Origin of the sequence: Delftia sp. WSY_12 (assembly GCF_043104645.1) — a bacterium.
Lineage (GTDB): Bacteria > Pseudomonadota > Gammaproteobacteria > Burkholderiales > Burkholderiaceae_C > Comamonas > Comamonas tsuruhatensis.
Window position 1 is genome coordinate 52,410 of sequence record NZ_JBICKW010000060.1, and the last position, 13,653, is coordinate 66,062.

General features: G+C 66.4%; 14 protein-coding genes. 7 read left to right on the forward strand and 7 right to left on the reverse strand.

Annotated elements, in window-relative coordinates; translation table 11 throughout:
- Positions 1 to 61: 61 nt before the first annotated feature.
- Together lpxC and ACF8LI_RS26175 are read left to right on the forward strand one after the other, a co-directional pair.
- Entirely contained in the window at positions 62 to 985 is a 924-nt protein-coding gene (gene lpxC, locus ACF8LI_RS26170) for a UDP-3-O-acyl-N-acetylglucosamine deacetylase (RefSeq protein ID WP_016448026.1), read from the forward strand.
- Positions 986 to 998: 13 nt separating this feature from the next.
- Positions 999 to 1,175 carry a hypothetical protein gene (locus ACF8LI_RS26175; protein ID WP_016448025.1) on the forward strand — a complete coding sequence of 59 codons (177 nt, stop codon included), beginning with the start codon at positions 999 to 1,001 and terminating at the stop codon, positions 1,173 to 1,175.
- A 152-nt stretch (positions 1,176 to 1,327) separates the two neighbouring features.
- Here the strand turns inward: ACF8LI_RS26175 and ruvC are convergent, their stop codons facing one another.
- From ruvC to ACF8LI_RS26205, 6 genes are read right to left on the reverse strand one after another with little or no spacing between them, the layout of a single operon-like run.
- On the reverse strand, positions 1,328 to 1,876 hold the full coding sequence (ruvC, locus tag ACF8LI_RS26180; protein WP_016448023.1) for a crossover junction endodeoxyribonuclease RuvC: 549 nt from the start codon (positions 1,874 to 1,876) through the stop codon (positions 1,328 to 1,330).
- Between the two features lie 17 nt (positions 1,877 to 1,893).
- Entirely contained in the window at positions 1,894 to 2,610 is a 717-nt protein-coding gene (gene mtgA, locus ACF8LI_RS26185) for a monofunctional biosynthetic peptidoglycan transglycosylase (protein WP_016448022.1), read from the reverse strand.
- Between the two features lie 7 nt (positions 2,611 to 2,617).
- Entirely contained in the window at positions 2,618 to 3,478 is an 861-nt protein-coding gene (gene aroE, locus ACF8LI_RS26190) for a shikimate dehydrogenase (protein WP_047217446.1), read from the reverse strand.
- Positions 3,479 to 3,519: 41 nt separating this feature from the next.
- A complete protein-coding gene (locus ACF8LI_RS26195) occupies positions 3,520 to 4,383 on the reverse strand; it encodes an energy transducer TonB (RefSeq protein ID WP_016448020.1) in 864 nt (287 codons plus the stop codon).
- A gap of 48 nt (positions 4,384 to 4,431) precedes the next feature.
- Positions 4,432 to 6,498 carry a ribonuclease catalytic domain-containing protein gene (locus ACF8LI_RS26200; RefSeq protein WP_392414523.1) on the reverse strand — a complete coding sequence of 689 codons (2,067 nt, stop codon included), beginning with the start codon at positions 6,496 to 6,498 and terminating at the stop codon, positions 4,432 to 4,434.
- A gap of 55 nt (positions 6,499 to 6,553) precedes the next feature.
- Entirely contained in the window at positions 6,554 to 7,138 is a 585-nt protein-coding gene (locus tag ACF8LI_RS26205) for a YqiA/YcfP family alpha/beta fold hydrolase (RefSeq protein WP_392414524.1), read from the reverse strand.
- A 212-nt stretch (positions 7,139 to 7,350) separates the two neighbouring features.
- Here ACF8LI_RS26205 and rodA point away from each other — a divergent pair, with 212 nt between their 5' ends.
- The 4 genes from rodA (at position 7,351) to ACF8LI_RS26225 (ending at position 12,651) form a co-directional block, all read left to right on the forward strand.
- The gene (gene rodA, locus ACF8LI_RS26210; protein ID WP_016448017.1) at positions 7,351 to 8,520 is read left to right on the forward strand and encodes a rod shape-determining protein RodA; all 1,170 of its coding nucleotides are present in this window, start codon (positions 7,351 to 7,353) and stop codon (positions 8,518 to 8,520) included.
- Positions 8,521 to 8,872: 352 nt separating this feature from the next.
- Positions 8,873 to 10,333, forward strand: coding sequence for a metalloprotease TldD (gene tldD, locus ACF8LI_RS26215; RefSeq protein WP_017404622.1), 1,461 nt, complete (start codon positions 8,873 to 8,875; stop codon positions 10,331 to 10,333).
- Positions 10,334 to 10,430: 97 nt separating this feature from the next.
- Positions 10,431 to 11,051 carry a hypothetical protein gene (locus tag ACF8LI_RS26220; RefSeq protein ID WP_047326139.1) on the forward strand — a complete coding sequence of 207 codons (621 nt, stop codon included), beginning with the start codon at positions 10,431 to 10,433 and terminating at the stop codon, positions 11,049 to 11,051.
- Positions 11,052 to 11,493: 442 nt separating this feature from the next.
- Positions 11,494 to 12,651, forward strand: coding sequence for a 3-deoxy-7-phosphoheptulonate synthase (locus ACF8LI_RS26225; protein ID WP_016453139.1), 1,158 nt, complete (start codon positions 11,494 to 11,496; stop codon positions 12,649 to 12,651).
- Between the two features lie 57 nt (positions 12,652 to 12,708).
- Here the strand turns inward: ACF8LI_RS26225 and ACF8LI_RS26230 are convergent, their stop codons facing one another.
- On the reverse strand, positions 12,709 to 13,077 hold the full coding sequence (locus ACF8LI_RS26230) for a YqcC family protein (protein ID WP_016453140.1): 369 nt from the start codon (positions 13,075 to 13,077) through the stop codon (positions 12,709 to 12,711).
- A 247-nt stretch (positions 13,078 to 13,324) separates the two neighbouring features.
- Between ACF8LI_RS26230 and ACF8LI_RS26235 the strand changes: the two genes are divergently transcribed.
- Entirely contained in the window at positions 13,325 to 13,642 is a 318-nt protein-coding gene (locus ACF8LI_RS26235) for a hypothetical protein (protein WP_016448012.1), read from the forward strand.
- Positions 13,643 to 13,653 lie beyond the last annotated feature (11 nt).

Sequence of the window (13,653 nt, forward strand, 5' to 3'; positions counted from 1 at the left end):
ATAGCGAATGCCGTGCCAGGGCCATGCCCTGCGCACGGCTGCCGCACTTTAAAATAGCCGGATGCTCCAACAACGCACCATCAAGACGATCACCCGTGCCGTGGGCGTGGGTCTGCACAGCGGCCAGCGCGTCGAATTGACGCTGCGTCCCGCGCAGCCCGACACCGGCATCGTGTTCCGTCGCGTGGACCTGCCGGAGCCCGTGGACATCCCGATATCCGCCGAAGCCGTCACCGACACGCGCATGGCCTCGACCATCGGCACGGGCGGCGCCAAGGTGCATACCGTGGAGCACCTGATGTCGGCCATCGCCGGCCTCGGGCTCGACAACATCTACATAGACATCACCGCCGAGGAAGTGCCCATCCTCGACGGTTCCTCCGCCTCCTTCGTATTCCTGCTGCAAAGCGCGGGCATCGAGCTGCAGAAGGCGCCCAAGCGCTTCATCCGCGTCATCCGCCCCGTCGAGGTGCGCGAGGGCGAGGGCCAGAACCTCAAGTGGGCACGCTTCGACCCGTACCACGGCTTCAAGCTGCGCTTCGAGATCGACTTCGCCCATCCTGCCGTGGACTCCACCGGCCAGTGCGTGGAGTTCGACATGGGCGAGGACAACTACACGCGCGACATCGCGCGCGCGCGCACCTTCGGCTTCACCAAGGACGTGGAAATGCTGCGCAGCCACGGCCTGGCGCTGGGCGGCGGCATGGACAACGCCATCGTCATGGACGACTACAAGGTGCTCAACAGCGACGGCCTGCGCTACGACGACGAGTTCGCCAAGCACAAGATCCTGGACGCCATCGGCGACCTGTACCTGATCGGCAGGCCCCTGCTGGCCGCCTACAGCGCCTTCCGCTCGGGCCACGGCATGAACAACCAGCTGCTGCGTGCCCTGCTGGCCCAGCCCGACGCCTGGGAAATGGTCAGCTTCGACAGCGAGCGCCAGGCGCCCAAGGGCTTCGCCCAGCCCGCGCGGGCCTGGTGAGGCGGGCGCCGCCATGCTGATCTTCCGCTGGCTGGCCACCGTGCTGCTGCTGGCATCAGCCGTGTCCTTTGCGTTCTACCTGGGCACGGGCCAGCCCCGCTACAAGCGCTGGGGCTTCATCATCCTCAAGTGGACCGTGATTGCCGGCGTGACCTTCTTCGCCGTGCTGTTCTTTGGACGCATCGTCTGAGATAGAAGCACCCCCTGAGGCGCTGCGCGCCTTCCCCCTCTCTACTTGCTTCGCAAGGGAGGGGGACGATGCCATCGCCGCGAGGCGGCTCTTGCTCGGCATCTCTCGCTTTGGGTGCCGCCAGTTTTTTGCAACGGGGCGACACAGGGAGCTTAGTAGACCCTGCCGCCCTTGTAGACCGCATGCTGGCGGCGCTGCAGCTGCGTGACCTCGGCCATCTTCGTCATGGCGGCGCCTGCATGGGCGTGGGTAATGGCCAGGCCCAGGGCGTCGGCGGCATCGGTGCCGGGCAGGCCGGGCAGTTGCAGCAGGCGGCGCACCATTTCCTGGATCTGGCTCTTGGCCGCGCGGCCGTGGCCGGTCATGGCCTTCTTCATCTGCAGTGCCGTGTACTCGGCCACCGGCAGGCCCGCATTGACCAGGGCCGTGAGCGCGGCGCCGCGTGCCTGGCCCAGCAGCAGGGTGGATTGGGGATTGACGTTGACGAAGACGATTTCCACGGCCGAGGTGTCGGGCTGGTAGCGGCTGGCGACTTCCGAGATGCCGTCGAACAGCAGCTTGAGCCGGCCCGGCAGGTCGCCGAGCGCGATGCCCGTGGTGCGGATGGTGCCGCTGGCCACATAGGCCAGGCGGTGGCCGTCGACGTCGATCACGCCGAATCCCGTGGTCTGCAGACCGGGGTCGATTCCAAGGATGCGCATGGAGTGAATGTAGCTGTTCAGGGGACGACGGCGCTGGGCATTCTCTGCATGACCGTGCGCGTGCGCTGCAGCAGATAGCCGGAGTTGGGCAGCTTCTCGAAGCGCTTGGGCTGGGGCAGCATCACGGCCAGGCGCGCGGCCTCGGCGGCGCTGAGCTGGGAGGCGCTCTTGCGAAAGTAGTGGCGAGCAGCCGCCTCGGCGCCGAACACGCCCTGGCCCCATTCCACGCTGTTGAGGTAGATCTCCAGGATGCGCTGCTTGCTCAGCATCAGTTCCAGCAGCTGGGTCAGCACCAGTTCCTGCCCCTTGCGCAGCAGGCTGCGTTCGCCCGACAGCAGCAGGTTCTTGGCCAGCTGCTGCGTGATGGTGGAGCCGCCATAGATCTTGGGCGCCTTGCCGTTGTCGGCCTTCATGGCCCGGGCTTCGGCGCGCTGGTTGCGCTGCCAGGCTTTCTCGATGGCTTCCCATTGCACCCCGTGGTGTTCGGTGAAGCTGTCGTCTTCGGAGGCAATGACGGCGCGCTTGAGCGTGGGCGCGATGCGGTCATAGGGCAGCCATTGCTGGCTCCAGTGCAGGCCTTCGGAGCTGCGCAGCATCTGCCAGGCTTCGGAGCGCTGGAAGGCCGTGGACTCGGGATCGACCACCACCATCAGCGCAATGCGCAGCACGAAGAACAGCTGCAGCAGCAGGCCGGCGCACAGCACCAGCAGCAGGGCGCGTGCCAGGGATTTCATGAAGCGCTCAGCCGCCTTGAGCAATATGGGCGCGCAGCTCGTTCAGCACCTGGGCCGAGGGCGGGCGCACGCCGCGCCACAGCGCAAACGATTCGGCCGCCTGCTCCACCAGCATGCCCAGCCCGTCGCGGGCCGTGGCGCCGTGCTGTTCGGCCCACTGCATGAAGCCCTGGGCCGCGGGGCCGTACATCATGTCGTAGGCCAGGCTGCCAGTGCGCAGCACGCGGGCCGGCACGGGCACCTCGGCACCGGCCAGGCTGCTGGCGGTGGCGTTGATGACCACGTCGAAATCCTCATCCACGGCCTGCTGCTCCAGCGCCACCAGTTCCACGCCATGTTGCGCGGCAATGGCGGCATGGCGCTGCACCAGGGCCTGGGCGCGCTCGAAGGTGCGGTTGACCACGGCGATGCGGCGCGGGCGCTCGGCAAGCAGCGAGCCCAGTGCGCCGGCTGCGGCGCCACCCGCGCCCAGCAGCAGCAGGTCGCGCCCGGCCAGCGGCACGCCCGCATTGCGCACGATGTCGGCCACCAGGCCCAGGCCGTCGGTGTTGTCGGCATGGATGCCGTCCGCCGCCAGCACCAGGGTGTTGGCGGCGCCGGCCAGTTGCACGCGCTCGCTGGAGGTGGTGGCCAGCTGTGCGGCTTCCAGCTTGAAGGGTACGGTGACATTGCAGCCGCGTCCGCCTGCCGTGACGAAGGCGCGCACGGCCTCGGCAAAGCCATCCAGCTCCACATGCTGGCGCTCGTAGCGCAGGTCCTGCCCGCACAGTTCGGCAAAGCGGGCATGGATCCAGGGCGAACGGCTGTGCGCGACGGGGTTGCCCATGACGCAGTAGCGGTCGGAGGAGGTGGCGGCAACGGAAGTCATGTCGAAAAAATGGAGTGCGAAGAGGGCGGGGCGCTACTGGGCTACTGGACCGTGGTCTGCAGCGTCTGCTCACGCGTGAACTTGAAGCGCGAGACCACGGCGATCTGGTCGGCCTTGGCGCGCATGGCGGGGCCGAAGTGGCCGAAGGGGCCGGCCGCACGCGCGATGGCTTCGGCGCGGGTGTCCAGCAGGCGGTTGCCCGAGCCCTGCACGATCTCGGTGGACAGCACGCGGCCGTCGTGGTTGACGGTGAGGATCATGACCAGCTCGCCATAGAGCTTCTTGCCGGCCTGCTCGGGAAAGTTCTCCGTGCCCTTGTCCTCGACCTTGCGGCGCAGGCCGTCGTAGTAGATGGCGTAGACGGCCTCGCGCGTGGACGGGCTGATATAGCGCTTCTTGGGGCGGGCGTTTTCTTCGTTGATGCGTTTTTCGATCTCGGCCAGCAGCTTGACCAGCTGCTGGCGCTTTTCCTGCTGGGCCTGCTGCTCCTTGGTCTGCTTTGCCGCCTCGCGCGGGTCCAGCGGCGGCAGGGCCGCGACCTGCTTGCGCAACTGCGTCAGCAAGACGGTCTGCTGCTCCTGCATGGAGTCGATCTGGCGCTGGCGTTCCTCGAAGTCGTCGCCCACGGCGGTGAGCGCCGAGTAGGGCATGGGGCTGGAGGCCCGGCCCTTGTCGGCTTCGCCGCCGCCGGCCAGCGAGGTCTGGGCGATGGCCTGCGCCTTGTCGGGCTGCTCGTTGGCGCGGGCATTGACCAGGATGACTTCCAGCGGCGTGTCCTGGAACACGCGGTCGAAGCGTTCCGGATCGATGAACCGGAACGAGAGCAACCCGGCATGCAGGGCAATGGAGACACCCAGTGCCAACTGCAGCGTACTCAGGGAACGGAAGGCGGTAGGCAGTTTCACGTCAGATCTAAGGCAGTGGCTTGGATGCGAGGCAGGGGCGCGGGCAGATCAGGGCTGGGCAGGATCGGCCGCGGGCGTGCCGTCGGTCTCGTTCATGTCCACGGCGATGGCGATGGGGCCGGCCACGGCCTCCTCGTCGTCCTCCGCTCCATCGTCGGCAGCGGCGGCGTCGCTGTCCAGGCGCTCGATCAGCGTGCCCGAGACATCGAGCGCGATCTCGTCGATCTCGCCCAGGCGCACGCGCACATGGGCACCGCGCGGCAGACCGGTGACGCCCAGCACGGGGAAGACCAGCGGCAGGTCGTCGGCGCGCACCAGCAGGCCGCCGCCCATGCCTTCCTTGATGACGGTGGCCGTCAGCTCGGTGATGGCGTTCTGCTGCAGGTACTTGAGCGTCCAGAAGCGCTCCATGCCTGCCTGGTAACCGTTGTAGGCGCTGTAGGCGCCGTCAAAGCTGCTGATGATGCCGAACAGCTCGGCATCCTTGGGCTTGAACGGCGCGGCCAGTGCGGCGGTCTTGCCGTGGCGCGCGCAGGCAATGATCTGCCACTGGTTGACCAGGTCCACATAGCGGCGCAGCGGCGAGGTGGCCCAGGCATAGCTCTTGACGCCGATGCCCGCATGGGGGAGCGCCTTGGTGGACATGCGCACCTTGATGCCGGGGGCCAGGCTGGCCTGGCTGCGGTAGATGCCGGGCACGCCCAGATCGGCCATCCAGCCGCCCCAGGTGCTGTTGGCCACGATGGCGGCCTCTGCCACGATCAGGTCCAGCGGTGCGCCGCGCTTGCGCACGGTGATCTCGACCTGCTCGTTGCCGCGGGGCTCGGCGCTGCCGTTGCCCACCAGGCGGAAGTTGTAGTCGGGACGGTTGAAGTTCTCGGGCTTGCCTCGCACCAGTTCGCGCCCGGCCTTCAGGTGCCTGGCCCAGCGCTGCAGGAACGTCAGTTCGGCGCGCTTGCCTTGCAGCACTTCGGGCGTGCCCTCGACCTCGAAGGAGGGGTCGGCCAGCCACTGCTCGGTGACGATGTGGTCCAGCTTGTCATGGCGGAAGTTGACCTGCACGGGCACGCGCTCCAGGCGCGTCTCGCTGGCCGTGGTCTCCAGCGTGGCCTCGTCCACGGTGACGTACAGCGACACGGCGGGGTTGGCGCGGCCTTCGTCCAGCGTGTAGATCTGCACCACCTCGTCGGGCAGCATGGTGATCTTGTAGCCGGGCATGTAGACGGTGGACAGGCGCGAGCGGCCGAGCTGGTCCAGCGGCGTGCCCGGCACGATGGCCAGGCCGGGGGCCGCGATGTGGATGCCCACGGTGACCGTGCCCGTGCCCAGGCCGCGCACCGACAGCGCGTCGTCGATCTCGGTGGTGGCCGAGTCGTCGATGGAAAACGCCTGGACATCGGCCAGCGGCAGCTCTGCCGGAGGCTGGGGCGCCTCCAGCGGCGGAAATTGCGTGCCCTTGGGGAAGTGGTCGAAGAGGAAGCGCTTCCAGTGGAATTCGTAGGCCGATTCAATGGCGCCGGCCCTGTGCAGCAGATCCAGCGGTGCCAGGCGCGTGGCGCGGCTGGCCTCGACCACGGCCTTGTATTCGGCGGCGTTCTTGTCGGGGCGGAACAGGATCTTGTAGAGCTGTTCGCGTATGGGGCCGGGGCATTCGCCAGCGCCCAGCTGCTCGGCCCAGGCCGTGATCTGGGCCTGGATCTGCTTTTTCTTCTCTATGCCGGCCAGCGCCTGCTGCAGGATTTCGGCCGGCGCCTTCTTGAAGCGGCCCTTGCCGGCGCGGCGAAAGTAGTGCGGCGCCTCGTAGATGCGAAACAGCGCGCCGGCCTGCTGGGCCAGCGTGGCATTGTCCGAGAAATAGTCGCGTGCCAGGTCGGCGAAGCCGAATTCCTCCTCGGGGGCGAATTCCCAGGCCAGGTCCAGATCGATCTCGGCGGCCATTGCCTGGCCCTGGGCGATCAGCTCGGCAGGCGCCGGCTTGTCGAACTTGAGCAGGATGTTGGCGGACTTGACCTTGACCCGTTTGCCCGAGTCCAGTTCCACCTGGGCGGAGGTGTCGGCTTCGGAGAGGATGCGGCCGGCCAGGAACTTGCCGGCTTCTTCAAACAATGCGTGCATAGCCCGATATTCTCCCACGCTGCGGCTGGCAGCTGCCGCGCAGGCGTGTGCGGCATCAGGCCAGATTCAGGAACTCGTCGAGCTGGGGCAGGTACTCCTCGAAGTTGCTCAGCGCGTGATCGCCGCCTTCCTGGATGATCTGCAGCGCATGCGGGTAGCGCGCGCTCATCTCGCGCCAGTCCAGAAGTTCGTCGCCCTCGGCCGCCAGCAGCATCTCGGGCGCGGCCGGTGTCATGGAGCGCGTGTCCAGCGCGCGCAGCTCTTCCATGTACTCGCGGCGAAAGAAAAAGCGTTCCTCGGGGTTGTGCCAGGACGTCTGCTCGCCAATGTACTTTTCAAGATCGCGCGCCGGGTTCACGGCCGGGTTGATCATCACGCTGCGGCAGCGCGCCAGCTGGGCCACCCAGCTGGCGTAGTAGCCGCCCAGCGAGGAGCCGATCACGGCCATGGTCTCTCGCGGCCAGCTGCCTATGCCGTCGGCAATCAAGGCGGCCGCCTCGCGCGGGGATGGCGGCAATTGCGGGCTCCACCAGCGCACATGGGGATGGCGCGTGGCCACATGTTCGGCCATGCGCCGGGCCTTGGTGGATTGGGGTGAGGAGCGAAAGCCGTGCAGATACAGCAAATGGGTGGTGGTCATGGCGGGCGCTCTCCTTTGCGTTGCTGGGGCCGGGCGCCGGATGCGGCCCGGACGGCTCATGGCCCATTGTGGCCGCTGCGGCGGGCGGCGCCCAGCAGGGAAGGCCCGGGCCGACAGCTGGATGACAACCGCCTCCGTGGGCAACCCTGCGCCGGGCTGGGCCGCATGCGCCACGGGATAATGGCGGCCCGTGCCCGCGACCGACCATCCCCGTGACCGAATTCGACAAGCCCTCCCTCTGGCAACGTGTTGCCCCGCTGCTGCGGGGCTTTGACTTCTGGTTGCTGCTGTTCGTGGGCATGCTGGCGTCGGCGGGGCTGATCGCCATGTACTCCTCGGGCTTCGACCACGGCACGCGCTTCACCGACCACGGGCGCAACATGCTGATCGCGGCGGCCATTCTCTTTGTCGTGGCCCAGATTCCCCCCCAGCAGCTCATGAAGGTGGCCGTGCCGCTGTACATGCTGGGCGTGGCGCTGCTGGTGGCGGTGGCGCTGTTCGGCATCACCAAGAAGGGGGCTCAGCGCTGGGTCAACGTGGGCGTGGTGATCCAGCCCAGCGAGCTGCTGAAGATCGCCACGCCGCTGATGCTGGCCTGGTGGTTCCAGCGCCGCGAGGGCCAGCTGCGCGGCACGGACTTCGTGATCGCCATGGTGCTGCTCATGGTGCCTGTCGGGCTGATCATGAAGCAGCCCGACCTGGGGACCTCCCTGCTGGTGATGGCGGCCGGCCTGTCGGTGATCTTCTTCGCGGGCCTGCCCTGGAAACTCATCGTTCCGCCCGTGCTGGCCGGTGTGATCGGCATCACCCTCATCGTCTGGTACGAACCCCAGCTGTGCGCCGACGGCGTGCGCTGGCCCGTGCTGCATGAATACCAGCAGACCCGTGTCTGCACCCTGCTGGACCCCACGCGCGACCCCCTGGGCAAGGGGTTCCACATCATCCAGGGCATGATCGCCATCGGCTCCGGTGGCGTCTGGGGCAAGGGATTCATGGCAGGCACGCAAACCCACCTGGAGTTCATTCCCGAGCGCACGACCGACTTCATCTTCGCCGCCTATTCCGAGGAGTTCGGCCTGGTCGGCAACCTGTTCATCATCGTCTCCTTCCTGCTGCTGGTCTGGCGCGGGCTGGCCATCGCCATCCAGGCCAACACGCTGTTCGCGCGGCTCATGGCGGCGGCCGTGGCCATGATCTTCTTCACCTATGCCTTCGTGAATATGGGCATGGTCAGCGGCATCCTGCCCGTGGTCGGCGTGCCGCTTCCCTTCATCAGCTACGGCGGCACGGCCATGGTCACGCTGGGGCTGGCGCTGGGGGTGCTGATGTCGGTGGCGCGTTCGCAGCGGCAACTGCCGGGCGAGGGCGGCGGCCCGCTCTGAACACCAGTTTGCGGCGCCCAAGGCGCCTGCAAATGTCAAATAGTCTGGATGCCTGCTGCCGGAAAGCTCCGTTTCTTTCCATGATTTGGCGAGCAAGCCAAGCCTGCATGAGACTGGCATGCTCCTGTTTCCATAACGTCTGCGGGATGACCGTGCACTTGCCACGGACGCCGAGGCGCGCTACAAAGCAAGCGCGGACATGGGCCAGCATGTTCGCCATCCACGCGGATGCATGCCTACGGAATGCCGCTCAGCCTGGTGGGGCGGCATTCCGTTCTTTTTTGCAGGCCCATGAACCGTTGGCTGCCCCCGTTGCACGGCGAGGGCATGGCCGGCTCTCTACAATGGGCGAATGATCTCCCGCGAACCCACCATTGAACGCCTGGCCACAGCGCGCCAGTTGCTGCTTGAGCCCTTCGGGCTCGATGAAACCCATCTCGCGCGCGCACTGGCCGAGATCCGCAGCCACCAGGTCGACGACGCCGACCTCTACTTCCAGTACACCCGCGCCGAAGGCTGGAGCCTGGAAGAGGGCATCGTCAAAACCGGCAGCTTCAGCATCGACCAGGGTGTGGGCGTGCGGGCGGTCAGCGGCGAGAAGACGGCCTTTGCCTATTCCGACGATATTTCCGAAGCCTCCCTGCTGGATGCGGCACGCACCGTGCGCTCCATCTCGGGCGCGGCCCAGAGCAAGCGCGTGCGCGCCAACGCGTCCAAGATCGCGCAAAGCCGCTCGCTGTATCCGGGGCTGGATCCCATTGCCACGCTGGACAGCACGGCCAAGGTCGAGCTGCTGGGCAAGGTCGAAACCCTGGCCCGCGCCAAGGACCCGCGTGTCGTCCAGGTCATGGCCGGCCTGGCCAGCGAGTACGACGTGGTGCTGGTCGCCCGCGCCGATGGCACGTTGGCTGCCGACGTGCGGCCGCTGGTGCGTCTTTCCGTCACCGTGATCGCCGAGCAAAAGGGTCGGCGCGAAGTGGGTTCGGCCGGCGGCGGTGGCCGTTTTGGCCTGGCCTATTTCAGCGATGAGCAGATCACGCAATATGTGGACGAAGCCGTGAGCGCGGCCCTCACCAACCTGCAGTCGCGCCCCGCGCCGGCAGGCGAAATGACCGTGGTGCTTGGCCCCGGCTGGCCCGGCGTGCTGCTGCACGAAGCCGTGGGCCATGGCCTGGAAGGCGACTTCAACCGCAAGGGCGCCAGCGCCTTCAGCGGCCGCATCGGCCAGCGCGTGGCGGCCAAGGGCGTCACCGTGCTGGACGACGGCACGCTGGCCGATCGCCGCGGTTCGCTCAACGTCGATGACGAGGGCTGCACCAGCCAGAGCAATGTGCTGATCGAGGACGGCATCCTCAAGGGCTACATCCAGGACGCGATGAACGCCCGCCTGATGGGCGTCAAGCCCACGGGCAACGGCCGCCGCGAAAGCTATGCCCACATCCCCATGCCGCGCATGACCAACACCTACATGCTAGGTGGCGACAAGGATCCGCAGGAAATCGTGGCCTCGATCAAGAAGGGCCTGTACGCCACCAACTTCGGCGGCGGGCAGGTCGACATCACCAGCGGCAAGTTCGTGTTCTCCGCCAGCGAGGCCTATTGGGTCGAGAACGGCAAGATCCAGTACCCCGTCAAGGGCGCGACCATCGTGGGCAGCGGCCCGGAATCGCTCAAGCACATCACCATGATCGGCAACGACATGCGCCTGGACAGCGGTGTGGGCACCTGCGGCAAGGAAGGCCAGAGCGTGCCCGTGGGCGTGGGTCAGCCTACGCTGCGCATCGACGGCCTGACGGTGGGCGGCACGGCCTGACCGTCGCATGCCCGCGCCCTGCATGGCAGGGGGCGGGTCCTCTGTCCTGCCTGACGCGGCCCGCCGCGCTCCGTGGGCGCCGCCCGGCGCCGATTCCATGACCCAGCTTTCCTTTCCTTCCCGGCCAGGCCTGCAGACTTCTGCCCATCCCCTGCGCAGCCTGCCGGAACACTGGCGCACCTGGGCCGGCGAGTCGCGGCTGAACCGCGTCTGGCTGAACGAGTTGATCGTGGGCGATCTGCAGCCCATGCACCAGCAACTGGCCTTGCTGGCCGTTGCGCTGGACGAGGCCGTGCGCGTGCGCTATGCGGGCAGTGCACGCCCTGCCGTGGAAGATGCCATACAGCAACTCGACCTGGCCGTGCTGGACCACCAGCACTTCCTCACCACGCTGGGGGCGGTATGGCACGCCCTCTACGAATTTCCCGCCTACCAGCGCCTGCTCAAGGGGTTCAGGGAGGTCGTGCACGCCTGGCAGCAGTCCGTGCTGGTGGGCGATGCCCAGGAGCCCGAGCATTTCCGCCGCTGCGAGCGTCTGGGCTGGCGCCTGCTGGGAGATGCATGCCTGTTGATAGACATGTTTGCGGAATCCGCCGCTGTTGCCGGCGGGTTCGATGCCGCCGCAATGCAGCCTTGGTACCGGACGCGTCGCTGGCGTCCCTGGAGCGCCCTGCGCCGAGCACTGCGCAGGCTGCGCGACTCCTTGCTGCGGCGTTGAGGCGGGCCTGCCGCGATGCGCGGAAGCGTCATTTTCTGGAGTTTGCACGTTTTCAAAGGTGAATGCAAGAAAACTGCATGCCATCGTGTTTTTATCCGTGATGATGAAATATTTTTGCGTTGAACGGTTAAAAAAGCAGTTTAAGTGCGTGGAGGATTTTGAGGTTTCTCTCTGTGGCACTGTGAAGTGCGCCCCCCGTGCTGCCATGGCCATGTTGCACTGCGAAAAATGACTGTGCTACATTCAGCTCCCATGCAAGCCCGTACCTCCTTCTACTTTTACTTTTGGTTCTCCTCCCCGGCGGAAGAGAGGTAAGCGCGCGCACCCGAACAAACCTCCCTCAGAACCGCCGAAGCTGCAGAGCCCGGCGGTTTTTTGTTTTCCCCCCTCCCGATTCTTCGCTCCGTTTTCCACGATCCATCTTTCCTCACGAAAGCAAGCAATGACTGCTCATCAAGCTTCCCTCGCCGATTCCTGGTATCGCGGCGGTTCCCAAAAGACTGGCCAAACCGACGACGCACGTATCAAGGACATCACCGTGTTGCCCCCTCCCGAGCACCTCATTCGCTTCTTCCCCATCCGCGGTACGGCCGTCGAAACCCTGATCGGCGATACCCGCCGCACCATCCACAACATCATGGCTGGCGAGGATGACCGCCTGCTGGTCATCGTCGGCCCCTGCTCCATCCACGATCCGGCGGCCGCCATCGAGTACGCGCGCCGCCTGGCGCCCATACGCGAGCAGTACAAGGACACGCTGGAGATCGTGATGCGCGTGTACTTCGAAAAGCCGCGCACCACCGTGGGCTGGAAGGGGCTGATCAACGATCCCTACCTGGACCAGAGCTACCGCATCGACGAGGGCCTGCGCATTGCACGGCAACTGCTGATCGACATCAACCGCCTGGGCGTGCCGGCCGCCAGCGAGTTCCTGGACGTGATCTCTCCCCAGTACATCGCCGATCTGATCAGCTGGGGCGCCATCGGTGCGCGCACCACGGAAAGCCAGGTCCACCGTGAACTGGCCTCGGGCATCTCGGCGCCCATCGGCTTCAAGAACGGCACGGACGGCAACATCCGCATCGCCACCGACGCCATCCAGTCGGCCAGCCGTGGCCACCACTTCCTGTCGGTGCACAAGAATGGCCAGGTTGCCATCGTGAACACGGCGGGCAACCAGGATTGCCACGTCATCCTGCGCGGCGGCAAGACTCCCAACTACGACGCCGCCAACGTGGCCGCTGCCTGCGAGGACCTCGAAAAGGCGGGCCTGACGCCCACGCTGATGGTCGACTGCAGTCACGCCAACAGCTCCAAGCAGCATGAGCGCCAGAAGGACGTGGCCCGCGACATCGCCGGACAGATCAGCGGCGGCTCGCGCAGCGTGTTCGGCGTGATGATCGAAGGCCATCTCGTGGGCGGCGCCCAGAAGTTCACGCCCGGCAAGGACGAAGTGGCTGCCCTGACCTACGGCCAGAGCATTACCGACGCCTGCCTGGGCTGGGATGATTCCCTGGCCACGCTGGCCGAGCTGTCCGACGCCGTGCTGCAGCGCCGCGTCAAGCAGACCGAGGCGGCAGCAGCCTTGGTGGCTGCCTGAGGCGCAAAAGAAAACGGGGCGTCTGCGCCCCGTTTTTCGTGCCTGGCCGCTCCGTGGTCAGTGGGACGATGTGGCGTCCGGCGGAGTCAGACCGCACTGGTTCAGCGTGTCGTCTATGCCCTGCAGCAGGGCCAGCAACTGGCGCTTGTCGAATTCCACGGGCTGGCTCCACTCATGTTCGGCCAGCGGATGCACGTGGCTTTGGCAGGGCAGCTGGCCGCCGGCCTCGATCACGGCACGCAGCCGGGGCAGGAAAACCCACTGCAGCCATTGCTGCAGCTTGAGCGTGTCGTACATGAAGGGCATGGTCGACGCCATGGCCTCGGGGCTTGGCGCCACGGCCGACCAGAGGCTCTGGCCGCGCAGCTCATCTTCGAGCTGCTGCAGCTGGTCAAGCAGTTTCTGGTGTGTGGTGTCGGTCGTCATGCGATGCGGTTGATGAAGATTCGGGGTCCAATCTGCAGGCTATTGTACGTTTGCACCTTGAAGCGGGCGCCGTGCCGCCATGAAACACCTGCTGCTGGCAGTGCCAGCCCCAGGCTGCGGCGCTTGCGCCATGTCAGCTTGCCCGGGGTGTGGAAAAGGCGCTTGCGGTTAAGCTCGCGGTATGAGTAACGGCCCTGTCCGCGCGAGCAGGCACGGGGTTGTATCCAGTAATGACGAGAGGAGTTCCATGCGCAGCGAAGTGATTGTGGTGTTGGATGCCGGAAAAGAGTACCGCACGGACACCAACGGGCTCACCCCCATGAGTTCCGATGAAGGACGGCATTGGCTGGACCAGCAGTTCATCTCCATGGACTGCGAACCCCTGCGTGCCAGCGGCAAGGTACTGCTGGCCGACAAGCTGGTGGTGGTGGCGCGCGCGGCGCGTTCGCGTGCCGGGCTGTTCGACGACGAGCAGTGGCGCAACAGCTATGCCGTTGCAGCCCAGGCCGTGCTGTCCAAGCCGCTGATCCGTGTCGACGTGCCCGCCATGTCCATCAGCTACTGACGGCTGACAGG